This window comes from Corallococcus caeni, assembly GCF_036245865.1.
GTDB lineage: Bacteria > Myxococcota > Myxococcia > Myxococcales > Myxococcaceae > Corallococcus > Corallococcus caeni.
The window spans coordinates 1,378,198-1,399,959 of the sequence record NZ_BTTW01000001.1 but is presented as its reverse complement, the minus strand read 5'-3'; the positions used below and the strand labels follow the sequence as shown (position 1 = coordinate 1,399,959).

At 71.0% G+C, this 21,762-nt stretch carries 21 protein-coding genes; 8 read left to right on the top strand and 13 right to left on the bottom strand.

The features are described from left to right. Positions 1-91: 91 nt before the first annotated feature. From AABA78_RS05555 to AABA78_RS05540, 4 genes are all read right to left on the bottom strand, one after another. Positions 92-1,309 (bottom strand): AI-2E family transporter, encoded by a 1,218-nt coding sequence (locus AABA78_RS05555; protein WP_338261950.1) that lies wholly within the window; start codon positions 1,307-1,309, stop codon positions 92-94. Positions 1,310-1,434: 125 nt separating this feature from the next. Then, positions 1,435-1,896 (bottom strand): hypothetical protein, encoded by a 462-nt coding sequence (locus AABA78_RS05550; RefSeq protein WP_338261949.1) that lies wholly within the window; start codon positions 1,894-1,896, stop codon positions 1,435-1,437. A gap of 3 nt (positions 1,897-1,899) precedes the next feature. Further along, positions 1,900-2,742 carry an esterase/lipase family protein gene (locus AABA78_RS05545; RefSeq protein ID WP_338261948.1) on the bottom strand — a complete coding sequence of 281 codons (843 nt, stop codon included), beginning with the start codon at positions 2,740-2,742 and terminating at the stop codon, positions 1,900-1,902. Between the two features lie 148 nt (positions 2,743-2,890). Continuing rightward, positions 2,891-3,628, bottom strand: a complete 738-nt coding sequence (locus AABA78_RS05540) for a glutamine amidotransferase (RefSeq protein ID WP_338261947.1) — start codon at positions 3,626-3,628, stop codon at positions 2,891-2,893. Between the two features lie 109 nt (positions 3,629-3,737). Here AABA78_RS05540 and AABA78_RS05535 point away from each other — a divergent pair, with 109 nt between their 5' ends. From AABA78_RS05535 to AABA78_RS05520, 4 genes are all read left to right on the top strand, one after another. Then, a complete protein-coding gene (locus AABA78_RS05535; protein WP_338261946.1) occupies positions 3,738-5,225 on the top strand; it encodes an aldehyde dehydrogenase family protein in 1,488 nt (495 codons plus the stop codon). 71 nt (positions 5,226-5,296) lie between these two features. Then, a complete protein-coding gene (locus AABA78_RS05530; RefSeq protein ID WP_338261945.1) occupies positions 5,297-6,760 on the top strand; it encodes a glutamine synthetase family protein in 1,464 nt (487 codons plus the stop codon). 19 nt (positions 6,761-6,779) lie between these two features. Continuing rightward, positions 6,780-7,964 carry an iron-containing alcohol dehydrogenase gene (locus AABA78_RS05525; protein ID WP_338261944.1) on the top strand — a complete coding sequence of 395 codons (1,185 nt, stop codon included), beginning with the start codon at positions 6,780-6,782 and terminating at the stop codon, positions 7,962-7,964. A 157-nt stretch (positions 7,965-8,121) separates the two neighbouring features. Next, positions 8,122-8,529 carry an ATP-dependent DNA helicase gene (locus AABA78_RS05520; RefSeq protein ID WP_171415271.1) on the top strand — a complete coding sequence of 136 codons (408 nt, stop codon included), beginning with the start codon at positions 8,122-8,124 and terminating at the stop codon, positions 8,527-8,529. A gap of 73 nt (positions 8,530-8,602) precedes the next feature. Here AABA78_RS05520 and AABA78_RS05515 read toward each other — a convergent pair whose 3' ends face one another. The 8 genes from AABA78_RS05515 to AABA78_RS05480 form a co-directional block, all read right to left on the bottom strand. Then, a complete protein-coding gene (locus AABA78_RS05515) occupies positions 8,603-9,151 on the bottom strand; it encodes a hypothetical protein (RefSeq protein ID WP_338261943.1) in 549 nt (182 codons plus the stop codon). Positions 9,152-9,228: 77 nt separating this feature from the next. Next, the gene (locus AABA78_RS05510; protein WP_338261942.1) at positions 9,229-9,801 is read right to left on the bottom strand and encodes a hypothetical protein; all 573 of its coding nucleotides are present in this window, start codon (positions 9,799-9,801) and stop codon (positions 9,229-9,231) included. Between the two features lie 148 nt (positions 9,802-9,949). Next, on the bottom strand, positions 9,950-11,824 hold the full coding sequence (locus AABA78_RS05505; RefSeq protein WP_338261941.1) for an ArnT family glycosyltransferase: 1,875 nt from the start codon (positions 11,822-11,824) through the stop codon (positions 9,950-9,952). Next, entirely contained in the window at positions 11,821-12,771 is a 951-nt protein-coding gene (locus tag AABA78_RS05500; protein WP_171415280.1) for a hypothetical protein, read from the bottom strand. Before AABA78_RS05500 ends, AABA78_RS05505 begins: the two co-directional genes overlap by 4 nt. Beyond that, positions 12,758-13,270 (bottom strand): hypothetical protein, encoded by a 513-nt coding sequence (locus tag AABA78_RS05495; protein WP_171415282.1) that lies wholly within the window; start codon positions 13,268-13,270, stop codon positions 12,758-12,760. The genes AABA78_RS05500 and AABA78_RS05495 overlap by 14 nt, the downstream gene beginning before the upstream one ends. A 91-nt stretch (positions 13,271-13,361) precedes the next feature. Next, positions 13,362-14,327: a CarD family transcriptional regulator gene (locus AABA78_RS05490; protein ID WP_171415284.1), complete on the bottom strand. Its 966-nt coding sequence runs from the start codon at positions 14,325-14,327 to the stop codon at positions 13,362-13,364. 78 nt (positions 14,328-14,405) lie between these two features. Continuing rightward, complete coding sequence (locus AABA78_RS05485; protein WP_171415286.1) at positions 14,406-14,621, bottom strand: hypothetical protein; 216 nt, start codon at positions 14,619-14,621, stop codon at positions 14,406-14,408. A gap of 97 nt (positions 14,622-14,718) precedes the next feature. After that, the gene (locus AABA78_RS05480; protein ID WP_171415288.1) at positions 14,719-16,932 is read right to left on the bottom strand and encodes a protein kinase domain-containing protein; all 2,214 of its coding nucleotides are present in this window, start codon (positions 16,930-16,932) and stop codon (positions 14,719-14,721) included. Positions 16,933-17,223: 291 nt separating this feature from the next. Between AABA78_RS05480 and AABA78_RS05475 the strand changes: the two genes are divergently transcribed. Both AABA78_RS05475 and AABA78_RS05470 read left to right on the top strand, forming a co-directional pair. Continuing rightward, on the top strand, positions 17,224-17,877 hold the full coding sequence (locus tag AABA78_RS05475; RefSeq protein WP_338261940.1) for a hypothetical protein: 654 nt from the start codon (positions 17,224-17,226) through the stop codon (positions 17,875-17,877). Between the two features lie 179 nt (positions 17,878-18,056). Continuing rightward, on the top strand, positions 18,057-19,865 hold the full coding sequence (locus tag AABA78_RS05470; RefSeq protein ID WP_171415291.1) for an acyl-CoA dehydrogenase FadE: 1,809 nt from the start codon (positions 18,057-18,059) through the stop codon (positions 19,863-19,865). A 41-nt stretch (positions 19,866-19,906) separates the two neighbouring features. Here AABA78_RS05470 and AABA78_RS05465 read toward each other — a convergent pair whose 3' ends face one another. Beyond that, a complete protein-coding gene (locus AABA78_RS05465) occupies positions 19,907-20,617 on the bottom strand; it encodes a PilZ domain-containing protein (protein ID WP_171415293.1) in 711 nt (236 codons plus the stop codon). Between the two features lie 238 nt (positions 20,618-20,855). Here AABA78_RS05465 and mraZ point away from each other — a divergent pair, with 238 nt between their 5' ends. Both mraZ and AABA78_RS05455 read left to right on the top strand, forming a co-directional pair. Continuing rightward, entirely contained in the window at positions 20,856-21,308 is a 453-nt protein-coding gene (mraZ, locus tag AABA78_RS05460; RefSeq protein ID WP_120548791.1) for a division/cell wall cluster transcriptional repressor MraZ, read from the top strand. Positions 21,309-21,358: 50 nt separating this feature from the next. Continuing rightward, entirely contained in the window at positions 21,359-21,742 is a 384-nt protein-coding gene (locus tag AABA78_RS05455) for an STAS domain-containing protein (RefSeq protein WP_171415295.1), read from the top strand. Positions 21,743-21,762: the final 20 nt, after the last annotated feature.

Here is a 21,762-nt window from a genome sequence, read left to right as displayed (position 1 = left end):
ATGCGGAGGAGTGCGTGGAATTAGTCACTCACCCCCGGGATGGCCAGGGGGGAAAGTGGGAGACGGCCCCCGGTTTTCACCCGTGGACGCTTCAGGCCGCGGGGGCCGCGTCCGTGGAGGCGACCGCCTGCTGGGCGGGCGCGGCCAGCAGCGGGGGCGGCTGCGCCTTGAGGCGCGCGTAGTCGAAGCAGGCCACCGCGATGGAGGCCACCGGCACCGCGAACAGCGCGCCCCAGAGGCCGAAGAGCTTCTCGCCCGCGATGAGGGAGAAGGCCACCACCACGGGGTGGATGCGCGCGGCCTCGCCCATGATCTTCGGGTTGAGGAAGTACGCCTCCAGCGCGTGGATGCCGATGATCCACAAGAGGAGCGCGAAGCCCTTCTGGACGCCGTCCGCCAGCGCGATGAGGACGATGGGCACGGAGCTGATGATGGTGCCGAAGATGGGGATGAGGCTGAAGAGCGTGGCGATGGTGGCCAGCAGGAAGGCGAACTTCACGCCGAACAGGAGCAGGCCCACCAGCGTGAGGCCGCCGTTCACCACGCAGATGGTGAACTGGCCGCGCACCACGCCGGACAGCGACTTGTCGATGCGCGCCACCAGCGTCTTCGCGTCCGGCAGGAACTCCGCCGGGATGAGCGTGCCGAAGTAGCGGCGGATGGCCTGCGCGTCGATGGAGAAGAACGCGGCGACCATCAGGATGAAGAACAGCATGAAGACGCCGGCCAGCACCTCCGTGACGATGCGGCGTGACACGTTGACGATGTCCGCCAGGTTCTCCCTCACGAGCGACGTCGCGCGCGCCACCGCGTCGGTGAGCATCTGCTCCAGGTCCAGCGCCAGGCTGAAGCCTCCGGAGGAGCCCGCCGCGCCCTCCATGGCCCGGTCCGACAGGGCCACGGGGATGCCGTACACGTTGAGCCACGCTTCCGCGCGCTGCGCGAGCGTCTGCACGTGCTCCGGCGTGAGCGCGCTGGCGAAGCCGGCCATCTCGCGGCTGATGCGCACCACCTCGCGGTAGAGCTGCGGCACCAGCGCGACGAAGAAGAGGTACACCGCCAGGAAGAACCCCGCGTAGATGAGCAGGATGGCCACCCAGCGCGGCACGTAGCGGCCGGCCACCTTCAGCCGCGTGATGCGCGCCACCAGCGGCTGCACCAGGTACGCGATGAGCGCGGCGCCCGCGAAGGGCATCACCACCGAGCGCAGGGCGAAGAGCGTCACCGCGAGGGCCACCCACAACCCCGCGAGGAGGAGCAGGCGCTTGCGGCGTTCGTCGGGGGCGGTGGCTTCCACGGGCTGCGACATGCACCCGGGCTTAGGGCAGCAGCCTCCCTCCTGACAAGCTCCCCCGGGAAAGCTTCCGGCCAGCCCCGGCTCCTATGCCCCCAAAGGGTCGGAATGCCTCCAGGGACGGAGCAGGCGGCCGGGCTTCAGGCCTGGGGCAGCCGGGCCCTGTCGGAGAGCCGGGCCTCCAGCCGGTCCAGGCAGTCGCGCATCAGGGGGCGCTTGATGCGGCCCTGGGTGGCCTCTCCCAGGCCCAGCATCTGTTCGGTGAGCCAGCGGGTGAGGAAGAGCAGGGGGACGCGGTCCTCGGCGGTGAGGCCGCGCTCCAGGTAGCGCTTGTTGCGGACGTAGTCGTCGAAGGCGTCGAACTCGCGGGCCAGGTCCCACTTCGCCAGGCGCAGGGCCTCCGTGTAGACGGCCGCGTCCGGGCGCCGGGTGGCCTCCTGGAACAGCGGGGCGAACTCGCCCAGGGTCGCGGGGTCCAGGTCCTGCACGGGTGGGGGCCAGGACTCCAGGTCCTTGGCGAGCAGCCGCGCCACCTCCTCCAGCAGGTGGTCCACGAGGGTGACGGGCTTGAGGTCGAAGAGGTGGTCCCAGCGCGAGGGCATGTGTCAGGGGCTGGCGGCGGCGGCGGGCAGGGCCACCGGAAGGGGAGGGGACGCAAGCGCGGTGACGTGGGTGACGGGCGCGAGCGCCGGGGCATCAGCATAGCCCAGGGCCAGCTCGCGCTGGATGACCTCCCACACGGCCCGGCGCGTGAGCAGCTCGCCGTGGGGCACCTCGCCGGGCAGCTCCACGTTGAAGACGTTGGGCTGGCCGTCCACGTCCAGCACGGAGGAGGGGTAGCGCGCGATGACGTCGTCGCGCGAGTAGATGGACGTGAGCCGCACGTGGCGCGGGAAGGCGCCCACGCCCAGGTCCTTGATGAAGCGCGACGTCGGCGTGAGCTGCCACATGCTGCGGCTGAACCAGCCCAGCGTCGCGCAGCCCAGGTAGGCCATGCGCGTGCCCCGGTGCGGCGTGCCCAGCGTGATGAGGCTCCTCACGCGCGCGTCCCCGCCCAGCCGCTTCACGTAGTACGTGCCGATGAGGCCGCCCTTGGAGTGGCCGATGATGGTGAGCGGCCCCATGCCCGGGTGGCGCTCGTAGAGCCGGTCCACCTTGCCGCGCACCTTCTGGGCCAGCTCGTCGATGCGGTGCGTGTTGAAGCGGTCCATCGTGCCGCCCAGGTGGATGGACCAGACGCAGTAGCCCTCGCGGCGCAGGCGGTGCTCCAGCACCTCCAGGACGCGGCGCGTGCTGAAGAAGCCGTGCAGGAGGAGCACCGGCTTCTGGCAGTGCTTGAAGTCCGTGCGGCGCACGACCTGGTTGCCGCGTGGATCCAGATCCACGTAGCTGGCCAGGTACTTCAGGTGGCACTTCAGCTTCCGGTACTGCATCACGAACGGATTCATCCCCAGCCCCCGTCCCTCCCGGACGGTGCGTGGACCGCCGCCCTGGAACACGGGGCAAAGCTAGGGAGCGCGGCACACCTCGGCCCGGATCCGCGCGCGGCCTCTGTCCGCTTTCACGCGTCCGGCGGCCCGAATCCGGAAGGTCCGGTCAGGTGAAGTGTTGGAGGAAGTTCATCAACACCCGGTGCGCGTACGGCGTCGGGGTGATGCCGGACATGAGCCGCGGGACGTACTCGCCCTCGGGGATGCCCTGCTCGTGCGCGAGCGCCTCCAGCTTGTCCTCGCGGGCGAGGATGACCGCGCGCATGGCGTCCGTGGGCATCTCCGGGTGGAACTGCACGCCGCGCACGTTGGGGCGGAAGGCGAGCGCCTGGTTCGCCGTGTTGGCGTTGCCCGCGAGCACCGTGGCGCCCTCCGGCAGACGCGCGACGATGTCCTCGTGGGTCGCCTGCACGGCGAAGCGCTCCGGCAGGCCGGTGAACAGCGGATCCGCGCGCCCTTCGGGTGAGAGCGTCACCTCCACGGTGCCCGTCTCGCGGCCGTTGGGGTTGCGCGCCACCTTGCCGCCGTAGGCTTCAGCGAGCAGCTGTTGGCCAAAGCACACGCCGAGCACGGGGACGCCCTGCTCGCCCGCCTCCACCATGAAGGCGCCCGCGCGCTCCATCCACGGCTCGCGCTGCGTCACCGACAGGGGGGAGCCCGTCATCATCACCGCGTCGTAGCCCTTCGCGTCCTTGGGCAGGGGCGCGCCCTTGTGCACATGCAAGATGTCGAAGCGCTGACCGGACAGTCCAATGGTTTGCAGAAACCACCGCTCGTAGTCGCCCACGGAGAGCTGGACGGACGTCGCCGCGTCACCGGCTTTCAGCAGGAGGACGTTCTTCATGGGGGCAGCTTGCCGCGTCATGCCCTCATTCCTACCGTGTCGTGCCGTCCGTGTCCGGTGCCCGCCACTTCCAGGTCGCTCGCGCGCCGTGCCCACCCGAGGCTTCGCCATGACCGACGCTCGTTCGCTCACTCCCAAGCTCCCTGTGCTCAAGCTGCTCATCGACGGGCAGCAGGTGGACCCCATCGAAGGGGGCACCTTCGCGGTGACGAACCCCGCCACCGGTCAGAAGATCGCGGACGTGCCCGCGGGCACCGCCGCGGACGTGGACCGCGCGGTGAAGGCCGCGCGCCGCGCCTTCGAATCCGGCCCGTGGGGGAAGATGACCGGCCGCGAGCGCGGCAAGCTCATCCGCAAGCTGGCGGACCTGCTCTACGAGCGCCGCGAGGAGTTCGCGCTCGTCGAGTCGATGAACAACGGCAAGACGTTCAAGGACGCCATCCGGGGCGACGTGGCACCGGGCGCCGCGACGCTCGCGAACTTCGCGGACCTGGCCAGCACCATCACGGGCGAGGTGCTGCCCGTGGACGGCCCCTTCCACACCTACGCGCTCAAGGAGCCGGTGGGCGTGGTGGGCATTATCGTCCCGTGGAACTACCCCACGTGCATGCTGGGCTGGAAGCTGGGGCCCGCGCTGGCCTCCGGCTGCACGGTGGTGGTGAAGCCGTCCGAGTACACGCCGCTCACCGCGCTGAAGCTGGGCGCGCTGGCGCTGGAGGCGGGCTTCCCGCCCGGCGTCATCAACGTCGTCACCGGCCTGGGCGACCCCGCGGGCGAGGCGATTGCCCGGCACCCGGACGTGGACAAGATCTCCTTCACCGGCTCCGGCCGCACCGCGCGCCGGCTGCTCCAGGCGTCCGCCGCGAGCAACCTGAAGAAGCTGACGCTGGAGCTGGGCGGCAAGAGCCCGCAGATCATCTTCCCGGACGCGGACTTCGACCGCGCGGTGGAGGCGTGCTTCTGGGGCATCTTCGGCAACAAGGGTGAGACGTGCAACGCGGGCAGCCGCGTGCTGGTGCACGAGAAGGCCTACGAGGCGTTCGTCGCGAAGCTGGCCCAGAAGGCCGGCACCATGAAGGTGGGCGACCCGCTGGACGCGACCACGGAGATGGGCGCGCTGGTGAGCCAGAAGCAGATGGACGTGGTGCTGGGCTACATCGAGAGCGGCAAGCAGCAGGGCGCGAAGCTGCTCGCGGGCGGTGGCCGCGACACGGAAGGCTTCAAGGCGAAGGGCTGCTTCGTGAAGCCCACCATCTTCGGCGACGTGAAGCCGGACATGAAGATCGCCCAGGAGGAGATCTTCGGCCCGGTGCTCAGCTGCCTGCGCTTCCGCGACGACGCGGAGGCCATCGCGCTGGCCAACAGCACGCAGTACGGCCTGGCCGCGTCCATCTGGACGGGCGACGTCGCGAAGGCGCACGCGCTGGCGAAGCAGGTGAAGAGCGGCGTGGTGTGGATCAACTGCTTCAACGAGTTCGACGACGCGGCGCCCTTCGGTGGCTACAAGGAATCCGGCTGGGGCAAGGACCTGGGCCACCACGCGCTGGACGGCTACCTCCAGACCAAGGCCGTGTGGACGAAGCTGCCGTCCCCCTGACGCGCAAAGCCCACGCGCTCCATTCCATTCCACTGCTCCACCGCCGCATGACGAAGAAAAGGAAGGTCCCGATGGCGTCGCGTCCCAAGGCCAAGGTGCTCACCCATCCGGCGATGGCCCGCCGGGCTCGCGCGAAGGAGCGCGGCGAGGGCACGCCGCGCGCGGTGCCCGGACAGCAGGGGGACATGGACTCCCTGCGCAGTTGGATGGACGAGAAGGGCGTCCGCAAGGTGAAGCTGGGCGCCATCGACGTGGATGGCGTCTTCCGCGGCAAGTACGTCTCGCTGGAGAAGTTCTACAGCGCCGCGAAGAGCAACATGGGCTTCTGCGACGTCGTCTTCGGCTGGGACCTGGGCGACGAGCTCCTGGACAACACCAAGGTCACGGGCTGGCACACGGGCTACCCGGACACGCCCGCGAAGGTGGACCTGTCCACCGCGCGCATCATCCCGTGGGAGCCGGACACCGCGGCGTTCCTCCTGGACTTCGTGAACCCGGACGGCACGCCCTTCGAGGCGAGCCCCCGCCAGCTGCTCCAGAAGATGGGCCAGCGCGCGCGCAAGCTGGGCTTCCTGCCCAAGTTCGGCGCCGAGTATGAGTTCTTCCTCTTCAAGGAGGGCCCGCAGAGCCTGCATGAGAAGGGCTTCAAGGACCTCACGCCGCTGACGCCGGGCATGTTCGGCTACTCGTGGCTGCGCACGTCCATGAACGCGCCGCTGGTGCACGCGCTCATCGACGGGTGCAACGCTTACGGGCTCAACATCGAGGGCTTCCACACGGAGACGGGCCCCGGCGTCTTCGAGGCCGCCATCCGCTACGACACGCTGGAGCTGGCGGCGGACCGCGCGGCGCTGTTCAAGACGGTGGTGAAGGAGATCTGCGCGAAGCACGGCGTGTCCGCGTGCTTCATGGCGAAGGTGGACCCGAAGCTGCCCGGCTGCTCCGGCCACGTGCACCAGTCGCTGTGGAACCTGAAGGGCGAGGACAACCTCTTCCACGACCCGTCGCAGAAGCACGGGATGAGCAAGCTGATGCGGCACTACATCGGCGGGCAGGTGGCGCTGATGCCGGAGCTGACGGCGCTCTACTGGCCCACCATCAACAGCTACAAGCGCAGCGTGGAGAACACCTGGGCGCCCACCACCGCGACGTGGGGCCTGGAGAACCGCACCTGCGCCATCCGCGTCATCGGCGACAGCGGCAAGTCCATGCGCATCGAGTACCGCCAGCTGGGCGCGGACATGAACGCGTACATCGGCATGGCGGTGAGCCTGGCCGCGGGCCTGTGGGGCATCGAGAACGAAATCGAGCCGCCCGCGCCCGTGCTGTCCAACGCCTACGAGGCGAAGAACACGAAGCCGCTGCCCCGCAACCTGAAGGACGCGGTGGCGCTGCTCAAGAACAGCGAGCGCGCCCGCGAAATCCTGGGCGAGGGCTTCGTCGACCATTTCGTGCGCACCCGCGAGTGGGAGGTGCGCCAGTACGAGCGGGCGGTCACCTCCTGGGAGCTGGAGCGCTACCTGGAACTCATCTGATTCGGAGGAGGACGCTTCCATGAAGCCTTTCGATATTCCCTCGGAGCCACGCGTCACGGAGATGTCCTGGCCCACGCGCATCGTGTTCGGCGCGGGCGCGCTGCAGCGGCTGCCCGCGCACGCATCGCGGTTGAACATGAAGCGCCCGCTGCTGGTGACGGACGCGGGCGTGGTGAAGGCGGGCCTCGCCACCCGCGTGACGGACGTGCTCAAGGCCGCGGGCATGGACTGCGCGGTGTTCGACCGCGTGGAGCCCAACCCCACGGAGAAGGACGTGTTCGCGGGCCTGGAGGCGTACCGCGCGCACAAGGCGGACGGCATCGTCGCCCTGGGCGGCGGCAGCGCGCTGGACGCGGGCAAGCTGGTGCAGTTGCTCACCACGCACGAGCCGCCGCTCAGCCGCTACGACGACGCGAAGGGCGGCGACCAGTACGTGCGCGACGACCTGCCCCCGCTCATCGCCATCCCGACGACGGCGGGCACGGGTTCCGAAGTGGGGCGCTCCGGCGTGGTGACGCTGGCGGACACGGGCCGCAAGACGGTCATCTTCAGCCCGCACCTGCTGCCCAGGGCGGCGGTCATCGATCCGGAGCTGACGCTGGGCCTGCCCCCGTCCGTCACGGCGGCCACGGGCATGGACGCGCTCACCCACTGCATCGAGGCGTACGTCGCCAACGGCTTCCATCCGCTCGCGGACGCGGTGGCCATCGACGGGGTGATGCGCGTGGGGCGCTCGCTGGTGACGGCGGTGAAGGAGGGCAAGGACCTGGCGGCGCGCACGGACATGATGGTGGCCGCGATGGAGGGCGCCATGGCCTTCCAGAAGGGCCTGGGCGCCAGCCACGCCCTGGCGCACGCGCTCACGCCCATCTCCAACGTGCCGCACGGCCTGGCGAACGCCATCGTGTTGCCTGCGGTGATGGAGTTCAACCGCGCGTCGTGCACGGCTCGGCTGGCGCGCATCTCCACGGCGCTGGGGGACACGTCCAACGCGCGCGAGGAGGTGCTCGCCGCGAACGCCATCGACCGCGTGCGCAAGCTGGCGGCGGCCGTCGGGATTCCCACGCGGCTGCGCGAAGCGGGCGTGCAGGAGAAGGACCTGGAGCACATCGCGCAGAAGGCCTTCCAGGACGCGTCCCACCAGGGCAACCCGCGCACCGTCACGCAGGCGGACCTGCTGGCCATGGCCCGCGAGGCGTTCTGAGCAGCGGCTTCACGCAGGCTTGATTTCAGAGTGTTTCAGCGGGGCCTCTTCCGAGGGAAACGGGAGGGGCCCCGTGCCTTTGGAGCGGTGAATCAACCCGCGCCGGTCCCGTCAGAAGGTTCAGAACGCAGCACAACGCGGCTCACGGAGGCAGGTCATGAAGGCGATGCTCAAGAAGATGGTGGTGGCTGTGGCGCTCGTCGCGAGCTCCCCGGTGATGGCGGCGGACTTCCACGTCGCCACCCCCCTCGTGAGCCGCCAGGACCAGCGCCGCATGGAGCGCGAGCGGCAGGAGCGCGAGCGTCAGGCGCGGCTGGAGCGCGAACGGCAGGAGCGGATGCGGCAGGAGCGCGAGCGTCAGGCCCGGCTGGAGCGCGAGCGGCAGGAGCGGGAGCGCAGGGAGCGCGAGCGGCTGGCGAAGCTGGAGCGCGAGCGGCAGGAGCGCGAACGGCTGGCCCGCATGGAGCGTGAGCGGCAGGAGCGGGCGCGGCTGGCCCGGCTGGAGCGCGAGCGGCTGGCGCGGCGTGACCGGGCCCCGACGTACAACGGTGGCTGGCTGAACTAGTCCGCGTCACCGCCTGAAGCAGCACGGAGGCCCGGGGGTGGACATCACCCTCGGGCTTCTTCGCGTCTGGAGGTCAGTGGGACGTGGACTTCGCGGACAGCGCGCGGGCGCCCGCGTCTGGAGCGGCGCCGCCGTCGGACGCCACCGCGACGCCCGTTGCTTCCCGCGGGCTCTTCTCCGGTGTGAACTCCAGCGTCTCCACGGAGATGCGCCCCGGCAGCCGCAGGTCCATGGCGGTAATGCGCTCGCGGTCGCGCAACTCATAGAGCTGCTGCGCCACCCAGCCCGCTGGCACGGGCTCATCCGAGAAGAAGACATAGACGCGCACCTTCCCCTCCTGCACGGGCACGCGGAAGCGGGTGTCGGCGATGGGCTTGTTCGCGTCGCAGCGGATGGAGCGCTTCTCCCGCGTGAGCGTGAGCTGCCGGATGACGCCCTTCTCGGACGTCGTGAAGAGCAGGCAGTAGGGGAGCTGTCCCTCGACGGGGATGACCTCCATCGTCGCGGGGCCGGTCCGCTTCACCCGCGCGCGCGTCACCTTCGCGGGCGGCTGCGCGCTGTCACAGCTCACGACGCTCGCACCCAGCGCCATCACTGTCAGCAAGCCCGTCCAGCGCGTCACGTGTTTCTCCCCCGGGATGGTCGAATGGTGGCCGATACCGAGAGCCTTCCCTACAGAAAAGCGGCTTCGTCTGGAGGTCAGTTGGCCGCGGGCTCCACGGACAGCGTGCCCGTGCCCGTGCCCGCATCCGGGGCCGTGCCGCCATCGGACGTCACCACGCCGCCCGCGCCCACGACGACGCCCGTGGCTTCCGGCTCGCCCGTCTCCGGCGTGAACTCCAGCGTCTCCACGAAGATGCGCCCCGGCAGCCGCAGGTCCATGGCGGTGACGCGCTCGCGGTCGCGCAGGTCGTAGAGCTGCTGCGCCACGGAGCCCGCCGGCACGCGCTCGTCGGAGAAGAAGATGTAGACGCGCACCTTCCCCTCCTGCACCGGCACCCGGAAGCTGGTGTTGGCGACGGGGCGGTTCGGGTCGCAGCGGATGGAGCGGTTCTCCCGCGTGAGCGTCAGCTGCCGGATGACGCCCTTCTCCGACATCGTGAAGAGCATGCAGTAGGGGAGCTGTCCCTCGACGGGGATGATCTCCATCGTCGCGGGGCCCGTCCGCTTCACCTGCGCCCGTGCCACCTTCGCGGGTGGCGTCGCGTCGGTGCAGCCCACCAGGCCCGCACCCAGCACCATCACCGTCAGCAAGCCCGTCCAGCGCGTCATGTGTTCCTCCCCGGGAAGGTGGAATGGCCGACACCGCGAGCCTACCCCGGCGCCATGCCTTTCAGTCCTGTCCGGTCTTCAAGCCTGCCCATGAGGCCGCCGAGTGAACGGTCGTACACATGGCCTGCTGCGTCATCCCGGGCCGGGACTACTCCGGGCGCTGGTAGACGATGACCTGCGGCGTTTCGTCCAGGTACAGCCCGGTGACGGGCGTGCGCGTGCCGAAGGCCTGCCACGTGAGGAACTCGTGCTCGCGGAACTCCTGGTGGTACTGGTACGCGACGATGTCCGCGTCGAACGGGCTGTTCACCGGCCGCACGTCCTCGCGCAGCATCCCGTTGCGCTGGTAGTCGCGGAACGAGAAGCCGTTCACCTCGTGCAGGTAGATGCGCGCGCCCGGCTTCGCGTGTTCGTTGATCCACGGCAGCACGCCGGTGACGTGGCTGGACCAGAACTGGCGTTGCATCCCCAGCGTCGCCGCGCCCGGCAGCCCGCCCGCCAGCTCCGAGTACGCGGCCGTGCCGTACGGGAACACGCGCACCAGCGCAATCAGCGCGGGCACCAGCAGCAGCGCGAACACCGGCACCGTCACGGCGAGCGGTGACACCGACGGCCGCCGCGCCTTCAGCACCTCCCACAGCGCGAAGCACCCGCGCGCCACCGCCGCGCCCGCGAGGATGCCCAGGAAGGGCATGGACGGGAACCAGTGCTTCACGCCGCCGAAGTGCGGCACCTGCGGGTGGCTGATGATGAGGATGGACGTCACCGCGTTGACGCCCACCAGCGCCTCTGACGCCGTGGGCATCCGCACCCACTCGCGCGTACGGGCGCCCAGGCTGAGCAGCGCCCGCCCCACGAGCGCGAGGAAGCCCGTCACCATGGGCGCGAAGAGACTGCCAGGCACCGTGAGCGCCGTCTTCACGACGACGTAGGTGAGCGGGAAGGGCGGCCCGCGCATCAGCGTGCCCAGGTAGAACCAGGCGTAGTGGTTGTGCGTGGCGTGGAAGGCCAGGTACCACGCGGTGCGGTCCACCGGCGCGTGCCACAGGTAGGGCCAGTGCAGGTAGAAGAGGACGGGGCCCAGCACCGCCATCGCCGCCAGCGGCACCAGCGCGCGCGTCACCGGCAGGCTCACGTGCCTCAGGTCCCGCAGCAGCACCCCGCTGCCCACCGCGAGCCCCACGAAGAACAGCGTGTGCGGGCTCAGGAGCAGGAACTTCTTCTGGAACGCGGCCGGCCCGCCCAGGAACACGACGAGCAGGCCGTAGAGCACCGCCACCGCCGCGAACAGCCCCACGAAGCGGCCCAGCCGCACGCGGGCCTCAGGGTTGCCTTCGCTCGCCCGCCACGCGCGCCACAGCGCGAACGGTGACAGCACGAACGGCATGAAGAGGGCGTTGTGCTTCGTGGCGATGGCCAGGCCGAACGCCACCCCGCACGCGATGCCCCAGCGGGTGCTCTCCAGCGCGCGCCAGAAGCAGTACACGACGAGCAGCCACATCGCGGCCACCGGCATGTCGAAGCACGCCAGCTCCGCGTTGAAGTACTGGCGGGGCACCAGCAGGAAGGAGAGGGCGGCGAACCACCCCGCGGTGCGGCCGTACAGCGCGCTGCCCAGCAGGAAGCACAGCGCGGGCACCAGCGCCGCCATCGCGAACGCGGGCAGCCGGAACGCCGTCGCGTCGCGCATCACGCCCAGCGTGTCGTGGAAGAGCAGGTGGCTCAACCCGAACAGCGTCTTCATCAGCGCCGGGTGCTCGTGGTTGTAGTCCCACGCGCGCACGATGGCGCTGTCCGTGAACGCCTGCGCGGGCGAGTGCAGGAGCAGCCGGAACCACTGCGAATAGCCCTCCGCCGCGGCGAAGTAGACGCTCTCGTCGCGCGTGAAGCCCACCGCCGCTTCCGTGCTCCACAGCGCCGCGAACGCCAGCACCCACAGCGCCAGGGCCGTGAGCTTCTCCTCGCGCGTGGCGGGGCGCCCCGTCAGCTGGAGCGAATCCGGAGCCGTCACCGGAGTCGTCATGGCTTCACCCCCACCGCGGGCTCCAGCGCCATCACGTCCAGGCACACCTGCCGCGACTCCGCGTTGTCCGCCTGCACCCAGACCTTCACCGTGCGCGGCGGCCCGGGCGGCAGCACCACCTCCGCCTTCTGCACGCCCTCGCGGCCCGGGGGGATGGGCACGTCCAGCAGCCGCTCGCCCGTGGCCGCGTCATCCACGCCCAGGTGCGCGGTGGAGAGGCGCGGGTCCTTGGAGTGCGCGAACTCGAAGATGATGCCGCCCTCCAGCCGCAGGCCCATGCCGGACGGCACGTTGGAGAACTCCGCCACCAGCCGCTGCGGCCCTCCCGGCGCGTGCATCCACAGGCAGTGCCGGGGCTCGTAGAAGATCTCGTGCCACTCCGGCGCGACGTACAGGTGCGGCGGGCCGGGGCAGCGGTGCGCCCGCCCGTCGAAGGGGCAGTCGCGGCGCGAGCCATCCGGCTGCTCCAGGTACACGCGCGCCGCGCTCGCGGACTCGCTCGCCACCCAGTGGCGGGGGCGGTAGCGGCCGTTCTCGTAGAGGCGCAGCGACAGCGGGCCCAGGCGCGACTCCGGGCCCAGCGCCTTGCGTCCGGGGAGGAAGGCCGCGTCGAACGCGGCGGGGTCCGAGCGGGGCAGCTCCGGCTGGCCCAGCACCCAGATGCGCGGGTGCGCGCTCAGGTCCGCGCCGTCCGACTCCAGCCACCCGTACACGGGCACGGAGGGAGGCACGAAGAGGCGGGCGCGCTCGGTCCACCAGGGGAACAGCAGCACCGCGTCCCCGGGCCGCGCGTCGCGGGCCAGCACGTCCGCCATGGCGCGCTCGTCCGCGTCCGTGGGCAGCCGGCCCGGAAGCCTCAGCTGGAAGACGAGGCACAGCAGCGCGACGAGCAGCAGCGCCCCCAGTTCCACCAGGGGCAGGGCGCGCAGGGCCTTAGGACTTGGCAAGACGGATCTTCTGCTCGCTCTTTTCGCGGCAGAAGGTGCAGAAGATGTGGTCGCCCTGGTTGAAGGACGGCGTCCAGGGTGGGTACATCGAGCAGCGCGGATCCAGGCAGTGGTGCAGCTCCCAGAGCGTGCCCAGCTGGTGCAGCGCGTGGCGCGCGATGGGCTTGAAGTCCTTCTCCAGGTCCTTGAACGGCGCGATGGAGAGCACCGCCCGGTCCTTGCCGTACCGCGCGAAGCCGGACGTGGGCGCCTTGCCGCTGGGCAGGTCCCGGTCCTTCAGCTTGCGCGAGGTGAGCAGCAGCACCTTGTCGTCCTTGTAGGCCCGGATGCCCTTCACCTCATCCAGCAGCTTCTCCGCGTCCAGGGGCTCGGACATGCCCGCGGGGACTTCCGCGGAGCCGCTGTGCTCGCTGCCCACGCCGAAGGCCGTGTAGAGCGTGCGGTTGAACTTGGCGAGCTGCTTGTCGTCGAAGGGGTCCAGCGTCACGACGCGAATCACGGGGCGTCACCTCGGCGGGAGGGCCCTCGCGGTGCCGGGCGCGCGCTTGGGGCGCGACGCGGGCGGCCGGAGGGCCGTGGAGTCCTGCGGTTCACTCGTCCTCGGCGGGCTTCGCCTTGGGCGGACGGCCGCGCTTCTTCGGGGCGGCGGGCTCCGCGGGCGCGGCGCCCTCCGGCGGCTTGGCCTTGGGCGGACGGCCGCGCTTCTTGGGAGCGGCGGGTTCAGCGCTCTCCGCCGTCACCTCGGGCTTCGGCTTGGGCGGACGGCCGCGCTTCTTCGGAGCGGCGGGTTCGGCGCCTTCGGCCGGCTTGGCCTTGGGCGGACGGCCGCGCTTCTTGGGGGCGTCCTCGGCCCCTTCCTCGCCGCCTTCCTCCTCGCCACCCTCCTCGGAGGTCTCCTCCTCGGATTCGGACTCGGCCTGCGGCTCCTCGTCCGAGGGCAGGTCCAGCTCTCCGCCCTCCAGACCCATGAGGTCGCCGTCGAGGTCCATGTCGTCCTCGTCGCCACCGGGCCGCGCGAACTCCGCGGCGGTGCGCTTGGGACGCTCCTTCCCGGGCGGGAAGAGGACGATGTCGATGGAGTCCTCGGCGTTGGCCTCGGCGGTGCCCAGCGCGGCGGCGACCTCCGACACCAGCAGGTGCCGGGCGTTGTCGTAGAGCTCGCGCTCCTTGGTGGGCAGCGGCCGCAGCTCGCTCAGGACCTGGAGGCCCTTGACGACCTCCGCCAGCCCCAGGATGCCGCCCTGGGTCATGCGGTCCAGGTTGGTGCGCGCGCGCTGCTTCCAGTCCAGGTCCGCCTTGTCGCTGTCCGAGCGGAGGAACGCGTAGATCTCCTCCACGTCCGCCGGGCTGGCGACCTTGCGCACGCCGATGGAGATGATTTTTCCCTGCGGCACCATCACGACCGCGCCGTCTTCCTCGCGGCGCATGGTGACGAAGGTGAGGCTCTGTCCGGCCACCTCTTTCACATCGATGGCGGCGACGCGACAGACCCCCTGGTTGGGGTAGACGACCCGGTCTCCAACCTGGAGCTGGAGTGCAGCGGACCCTTCTGGCATGGCCCCCTCGTGAGCGGGTGGATGAGCACTGAAGCGAGCGCCCGGTCGTAGCACCGTGCCCCGCCGGATGCCACGAGATTACCGGGGAAGCATTGTCATCCGGTCGGCATTGCGCTGCGCTTCCAGCAGCCGGGCCATGACCTCGTGAGCCTGCGCGTCCAGGACAGCGTCGATCTGGGCATCGGTCGGCCCCTCGTCCGCCGTGCTTCCGGGCCGCGCGTCCACGCGGGTGGAAAGTCCCACCGTGGCCATCACCGCGATCCCCAAGCCCAGCACCGCCAGCAGCTTCTTCATGAGCGTCCTCCGTGGCGGCCCAGGGTAGGGGCGCGTCCCGGATGATCAATTTTTCGGCTACAGGCTGGCGGCGCCCTGTAGCGGCCCGTCGCGCGCGCTACTGGTGCAGCGGCGCCACCGGCGTCACCTCCAGCGTGAGGCCGCCGGCGTTGTCGTTCACGTCGTCGTCCGGGAACGCGAGCCGCAGCCAGCTCGCGCCGCGCAGCACCGTGGGCTGGTTGACCTCCAGCACCTCCAGCGTGCCCGGCGCCGTGGCCGGAGACGGTCCCGCGCCGTGCAGCGCGAGCACGGCGCCCACCTCTCCGCCGCCAAAGCCCCGCGTGCGCGCCGGTTCCTGCGCCGCGCGCACGACGACGCGGTAGGTGGTGGACGGGTCCAGCTCCCGGAGCGTGAAGCCGTCCAGGGGCGACAGCGAGACGGCGTGCCGGCGCGCGTCCAAAAGCAGGGTGGTGATGGCGCCGCTCGCCTGTTCGCGCACGTGCACCTGGAGGGCGCCGCGGTTGTCGTCGGGGCGGTCGTCCCAGAGGAACACGTAGAGGACGGAGGCGTCGCGCACCAGCACCTCGTCCGCGCCCACCAGGCCGAAGCTGTCGCGCGCGGCCAGGGCCGTGCCGCCCTCCAGGAAGTAGACCGCCTGCGCCACCGGCAGCGGCCCTCCCACCGACACGCGGCCCTCCACGCGCAGGCCGTAGGCGCGGGAAGGATCCAACCGCATGCGCGCCGCCTGGGTCGGGGGCACGCGCAGGGCGTGCGCGACCGCGCTGAGCGCGAACGGGCCTCCCGAGGAGTAGCGCGCGAAGAAGGGGGGCACGTCGCCCGGGCCCGCTCGGGGCGGGGCGCGCGCCAGGGCCGGATGCTTCGGCGTGAGCCGCGCGTGGACCGCCAGCGTGGTGCCGCGCTCGGCGTGCACGCGCTGGCTGAAGGGCAACATGCCCGGCAGCAGCACCTCCAGCACGTGCTCGCGGTCCGACGGCAACTGGGTGACGAGCGTGGGCGTCGTCTCCCGCAGCATCCGGCCGTCCACGCGGATGGTGGCGCCCGCGGGGGAGGAGCTGAGCTCCACCGCGAACGTGTTGGAGCCGCCCATCACCAGGCCCAGCCAGGTGGCCACCAGCGCGGCCACCACCACCGGCGCGCCGCGCATCGCCCAGCCGCGCACGGAGCGGTGCCACGCGGGCGGCGGTGCCGGCGGCATCGCCTGCGGGGGCAGGGGCTGCGTCGTCAGGTCACCCCGGGGTTCGCCGCGAGGCTCGGGCACGTGGCGGGGCAGCTCCGGCGGCGTCGGCACGGGCGGCGGCTCCGCGATGCCGCTCCAGCGGCCCACCCGCGCGACGAACTCGCGCGGCAACTGCACCGGGCGGCCGGCCTCCACGAGCTCCGGCTCGAAGAGGTAGCCCATGAAGTGGCCCAGGTCGCTGGCGGACACGTCCGGCGCGGTGATGTGGAGCTGCCGCGCCAGCGCCTCCGCGAACGCCTGCGCGGTGGCGTAGCGCTGCTCCGGGCTCGTGGCCATCGCGGTGAGCAGGATGCGCTCCAGCGCGGCCGGGATGCCCGGCACCCACTCGCGCGGGCGGGGGAAGTCGCCCTGGGCGATCTTGCGCAGCACGTCCTGGAGCGAGCCCTCGAAGGGGCGGCGTCCGCAGAGCATCTCGTAGAGGACCGTGCCCGCGGCGAACACGTCCGTGCGCGCGTCCAGCGCCTCGCCGCGCGCCTGCTCCGGCGCGAAGTAGACGTACTTGCCCTTCGCCACGTCCACGTTCGTGTCGCTGCGTCCGGCGAGCCGCGCCCGCGCGATGCCGAAGTCCACCAGCTTCACCTGCCCCTCGAAGGAGAGGAGCACGTTCTGCGGGCTCACGTCCCGGTGGACGATGTGCAGCGGTCGGCCGTTGTCGTCCAGCCGCGTGTGCGCGTACGCCAGCCCCCGCAGCATGTCGATGGCCACCAGCACCGCCAGGGGCGGCGGCAGCGCGGGCAGCCCCTTCTCCCGGGCCCGGCGCAGCACGTGCGAGAGCGGATGGCCGTCCACCCACTCCATCGCGAGGAAGTACTCGCCCTCCACCTCCCCGAAGTCGAAGATCTGCGCGATGTTGCCGTGCGACAGCCCCAGCGCGATGCGCGCCTCGTTGATGAACATGGACACGAACGCGCTGTCGTCCGCGTAGCCAGGGAGGATCTTCTTGATGACCACCGGCTTCGTGACGCCCGCCACCGCCGTCATCCGCGCGCGGTAGATCTCCGCCATGCCGCCCGTCGCGATGCGCTCGAGCAGCTTGTACTTTCCGAATTGGGAGCCGGCGGAAGGCTGCGGCACGTTCGAATCGGCTCCTGTGGGGGGAGTCCTTCGGAAAAACCGCGAGACGCTATCATGAGGCCATTCAGACGCTCCGGGTGGAATATTCCGCTACGCTCGCCAGCCTGTTTTCGTAACCCTGCATTCTTCCTCCTGTTCGTGGGCAGCCTGGCGTCAGGCGGCTGCCGCGAATCCACGCCCGCCGGGCCGGTGCCAGCGGCGTCCTCCGCGACCCCCCTCCGCGCGGAAGCGGGGGCCTCTTCGCGGGCCCCTGCCGACGCGGGCACCTGGGCGGACGCGACCGTCACTCCGGTGTCCGCGCCCGTGTACGGAGAGCCCCTCCCGGACGACGTCCTCCGGCTGGAGCTGTCGGGGGACCGGGCGCGGCTGGGGGCGGAGGCCCTCGTGCCTGCCCGGGGACCGGACGCGGCCAGGCTGGCAGAGCGGGTGCGGGGTCGGGACGTGCTCGTGGCGGTGGAGGACGCGGACACGTTTCTCGCACAGGTGTCTGACACGCTGGCGGTGCTGCGCACGCAGGCGCGGGCCGTGTGGCTCCAGCACCCGGACGCGCCCGTGGCCTACCGGCTGGTGCTGCGCGACGAGCAGGGCTTCCGCGCGTGGCTGGAGGAGGTGGCGCCCGGCAAGCTGCGCATCATCCAGCGCGCGGACGGGTTCGAGCTGACCACCAGCGTAGGCAAGCTGCCGGGGCCGGACCGCAACGGCCCGTCCGTGCCCGTGCGCGGCGGACGCCAGGACATCGCGACGCTGCGGCGGGAGCTGGCCCGGCTCAAGGGGCGCTTCACCACGTCGGACGACCTGTGCCTCGTCCCGTCATTCGGCACGGAGGTGGCGCAGGTGGCGCGAGCGCTCGGCGGCACGTACGTCGCGCCGGAGGAGGGGCTCTTCGACACGCTCTGCCTCGTGTACCCCACGCCGCGGCCCGCGCCGGACGCGGGTTCCCCGTAATCAGGGGCAAGGGAACCCTCCCGCCTGGCGGCCGGGCACGCACCCCCCGTGGAGTCCGCATCCCATTGAGGTGGTGGGGACTCGCCGCTACTACCCCTGTCGTTCCGCGCGCCGTAAGGTGCCGCGCGCCTTTTTCCTGAAGGCTTCGGAGGGCAGTGCTCCCTCCCCGGAGGTCGTCGATGGTCGCCGTAACCGAGCCCGCTTCCCGTCCCCAGGATGTACTCGCTGGGGCGACGTTCCTCTTCCAGGAGGTGGGCGCCACCCGCATCCTCACGCCGGAGGGGTTCTCCGAGGAGCAGCGGCTCTTCTTCAAGACGGCGCTCCAGTTCTGCCGGGAGCAGGTGCTGCCCCAGGCCGCGCGCATCGAGGGCAAGGACAACGCGCTCCTGCGCGACCTCCTGCGCCGCGCGGGTGAGCTGGGCCTGTTGAGCGTGGACATCGCGGAGACGTACGGCGGCACGGGCCTGGACAAGACGACGTCGCTCCTGCTCGCGGAGGCCATGAGCCTGCTGGGCTCCTGGTCGGTGACGTCCAGCGCGCACACCGGCATCGGGTCGCTGCCCATCGTGTGGTTCGGCAACGAGGCGCAGAAGGCGAAGTACCTGCCCAAGCTCGCCACGGGCGAGTGGGTGGCGGCGTACGCGCTGACGGAGCAGGGCAGCGGCAGCGACGCGCGCGGCGCGAAGACGAAGGCCGTGAAGTCCGCTGACGGCAAGCACTACGTGCTCAACGGCTCCAAGCTCTACATCACCAACGCGGCCTTCGCGGACGTGTTCGTCGTCTTCGCGCAGGTGGACGGTGACAAGTTCACCGGCTTCATCGTGGAGAAGGACACCCCGGGCCTCACCGTGGGCCCGGAGGAGCACAAGATGGGCATCCGCGGCTCGTCCACGTGTCCGCTCTACTTCGAGGACGCGCGGGTGCCCGCGGAGAACCTGCTGGGCGAGCTGGGCAAGGGCCACCGCATCGCCTTCAACATCCTCAACTACGGCCGGCTGAAGCTGGGCGCGGGCGTCATCGGGAGCATGAAGCTGCAGCTGCAGAACGCGCTCAAGTTCGCGCAGGAGCGCAAGCAGTTCAAGGCGCCCATCGCCACCTTCCCGCTCATCCGCGAGAAGCTCGCGCGCATGGCCACGCTCGTCTACGCGGTGGAGAGCATGACGTACCGCACGGCGGGCCTGGTGGACGGGCGGCTCGCGTCGAAGGAGCGCTCGGACGCGGACTACGACGCGCACGTCATCGCCGCGATGGAGGAGTTCGCCACGGAGGCCTCCATCATGAAGGTCTTCGGCTCGGAGGCCCTCAACCTCCTGGTGGACGACGCGGTGCAGGTGCACGGCGGCGCCGGCTACATCGAGGAGTACCCGGTGGAGCGCGCCTACCGCGACGCGCGCATCAACCGCATCTTCGAGGGCACCAACGAAATCAACCGCATGCTGATCACCGGCATGCTGCTCAAGCGCGCCGTGAAGGGCGACCTGCCGCTGTTCGCGCAGGCGCGCTCCGTGGCGGAGGAGCTGGGCCGCGGCGAGCGTCCCCGCGCGGGCCGCCAGGACGCGCTGGCCCACGAGGAGATCGCCGCCGAGTGCGCCAAGCACCTGGCCATCCACGGCATGCGCCTGGCCGCGGAGACCTTCGGCACGGAGCTGGACAAGCACCAGGAGGTCATGGCCGCGCTGGCGGACGTGGTGATGGACGCGTACGCCCTGGACTCCATGGTGACGCGCACCCGCCAGGCCGCCACCGGCGGCGTGCTGGACCCCGTGCGCGTGGCGCTGGTGCGGCTGTACGCGATGGAGTCCACCACGCGCGCCTTCGAGCGCACCCGCCGCGCGCTCTGCGCCACGCTCAAGGGCGACGCGCTCGCGCTGGAGCTCAAGCGCCTGTCCGCGCTGGACGCCTTCACGGCGTACGACCCGGCGGAGCTGCGCGAGACGCTGGTCACCGGCCTGGAGGAGGCCGGCGGTTACCCGTACAACCCGCTGTAGTCCGCGGAGTCGGATCGCGCGGGGGGCCCTGACAGGGGACATCAGGGCATCCGCGACACGGCATCCAGGCCGAAGCTGACCCGGGCCCGCCAGGGCGCGGGCGGCAGGTGCTCCAGCACCATCAGGGCCTCCAGCCGCTGGAGCATGTCCGGCCGCAGCCGGCCGAACGTCGCGCCGAAGCCCGGCGTCATCGCCTGCGCCGCGCCCTTGCGCGGCACCGACGACGTCCACGCCACCTCGCCGTGGAGCAGGAGCGGGCCCTCCGTCATGTCCATCTCCATGAGGAAGGGCGCGCCCACCTGCACCTCGCGGGGCAGGGTGGGGGCCTCCACCTCCAGGCCCACGCCGCCCCGGGAGATGTCGCGCACGTAGAAGAACGGCGCCCGGGGGTCGGCCTCCCTCGCGCGCAGGTGCAGCGGCATGCGCGGGAAGCGGCGCAGGCCGTTCTGCTCCTCCTGGGCGAAGATGAATTGGAGCACCGCGTCCAGCGCGCTGCGATCCTCCGCGCCGTCGTAGCGCACGGTGAGCAGGAAGCGCTCGCCGGGGCGCGGCTCCACCTTGACGACCTCGCCCAGCACCTCCACCGGACGCGGCATGCCACCCGCGTGCAGCTCGAAGGTGAAGCGGGTGCCCAGCGGCAGGGCCTTGCGCGTCTCCAGGGTGACGCCGCCCTGACCCACGCTGCGGGTGTACTCACCGACCAGCGACTGCGGGGTCTTGTAGGCCACCTTCAGTCGAACGTTCGTGCTCACGGGCCAGGGACTCTCAGCCTGGGAGCGGAAAAACTCAAGTTTGCCCCATCCTCGAAGGTAGGCCGTCCCGCGCGTGCCCTGGGGGATGTCCGGCGCCGGGCTCGCGGTGTTCCAGCCTGTTGCGCGCTTTCTTGACCCCCCTGGGGGGGGCGCGTATGTATGCCGGCCGCAGAGGGGTAAGAAGTGGGAAGGAGTGGTGGTCCGTCCCGTGCTGGGCTGAAAAGGTGGATCGTCCCGCGTGTTCCGAGGCGTCTATGAGCACCAGATCGACGCGAAGGGGCGCACCAGCCTCCCGGCCAAGCTGCGGGAGACGTTGGTGGGCGCCTACGACGAGCGGCTCATCGTCACCACGGCCCTGGACCCCTGCCTCCACGCCTATCCGGTGCGGGAGTGGGAGGCGTTGGAGACCGCGCTCGCCCGGCGCAACCCCATGGAGCCGGGGGTCAAGACGTTGATGCGGCTGTACGTGGCCAGCGCGCAGGAGTGCCCGCTGGACAAGCTGGGCCGGTTGCTCATCCCGCCGTCGCTCAGGGCGTACGCGAAGCTGGAGAAGGACGTGGTGTGGGCGGGGATGGTGAAGGTGATTGAGCTTTGGAGCCAGGAAGGCTGGGCGAAGGCGCAGGAGGACGCGCGCCAGGAAGCCACCTCCCCGGACGTGTTGCGGGTGCTGGGCGAGCTGCGCCAGCCGTAGCCAGGAAGTCGACAGCCTCAAGTTCGCAGGGAAGAAGGGTGGGCAGGCGCATGGACCAGGTGCAGGAGGTTCGTCGGAACAGGGCGGTGGTGGCGGCGTCCGAGCGCGTGGAGACGCTGATGCTGGAGGGCGAGCTGGAGGAGGCGGACCTGCTCAAGCTGTGCGAGGACCTGATGCACCGGCTGCACCGGGGCACGCGCCAGGTCGTCCTGGACTTCGCGGACGTGGCGCACCTGAACTACCGCGGCGTGCGCCCGCTGATGGCCCGCACGGAGCAGTTCCGCCGCGCCGGTGGCGACGTGAAGCTGTCCGGGCTGTCGCCGTACCTGGCCGCCATCTTCCGCGCGGCCGGCGCCCACGACACCTTCGAGCTGTACCCGCACATGAACGATGCCCGGGCCGCCTTCCAGCTCGCGCGCGCTCCCTTCGTCTGACCCGCACCCAAGGCCCCCCT

Coding starts and splice junctions, on each gene's coding strand:
- AABA78_RS05540 (WP_338261947.1), bottom strand. CDS start 3,628: ATGAAGAACGTCCTCCTGCTGAAAGCCGGTGACGCGGCGACGTCCGTC.
- AABA78_RS05530 (WP_338261945.1), top strand. CDS start 5,297: ATGGCGTCGCGTCCCAAGGCCAAGGTGCTCACCCATCCGGCGATGGCC.
- AABA78_RS05490 (WP_171415284.1), bottom strand. CDS start 14,327: ATGCCAGAAGGGTCCGCTGCACTCCAGCTCCAGGTTGGAGACCGGGTC.
- AABA78_RS05545 (WP_338261948.1), bottom strand. CDS start 2,742: ATGAATCCGTTCGTGATGCAGTACCGGAAGCTGAAGTGCCACCTGAAG.
- AABA78_RS05535 (WP_338261946.1), top strand. CDS start 3,738: ATGACCGACGCTCGTTCGCTCACTCCCAAGCTCCCTGTGCTCAAGCTG.
- AABA78_RS05485 (WP_171415286.1), bottom strand. CDS start 14,621: ATGAAGAAGCTGCTGGCGGTGCTGGGCTTGGGGATCGCGGTGATGGCC.
- AABA78_RS05510 (WP_338261942.1), bottom strand. CDS start 9,801: ATGACGCGCTGGACGGGCTTGCTGACGGTGATGGTGCTGGGTGCGGGC.
- AABA78_RS05555 (WP_338261950.1), bottom strand. CDS start 1,309: ATGTCGCAGCCCGTGGAAGCCACCGCCCCCGACGAACGCCGCAAGCGC.
- AABA78_RS05550 (WP_338261949.1), bottom strand. CDS start 1,896: ATGCCCTCGCGCTGGGACCACCTCTTCGACCTCAAGCCCGTCACCCTC.
- AABA78_RS05525 (WP_338261944.1), top strand. CDS start 6,780: ATGAAGCCTTTCGATATTCCCTCGGAGCCACGCGTCACGGAGATGTCC.
- AABA78_RS05520 (WP_171415271.1), top strand. CDS start 8,122: ATGAAGGCGATGCTCAAGAAGATGGTGGTGGCTGTGGCGCTCGTCGCG.
- AABA78_RS05470 (WP_171415291.1), top strand. CDS start 18,057: ATGGTCGCCGTAACCGAGCCCGCTTCCCGTCCCCAGGATGTACTCGCT.
- AABA78_RS05455 (WP_171415295.1), top strand. CDS start 21,359: ATGGACCAGGTGCAGGAGGTTCGTCGGAACAGGGCGGTGGTGGCGGCG.
- AABA78_RS05505 (WP_338261941.1), bottom strand. CDS start 11,824: ATGACGACTCCGGTGACGGCTCCGGATTCGCTCCAGCTGACGGGGCGC.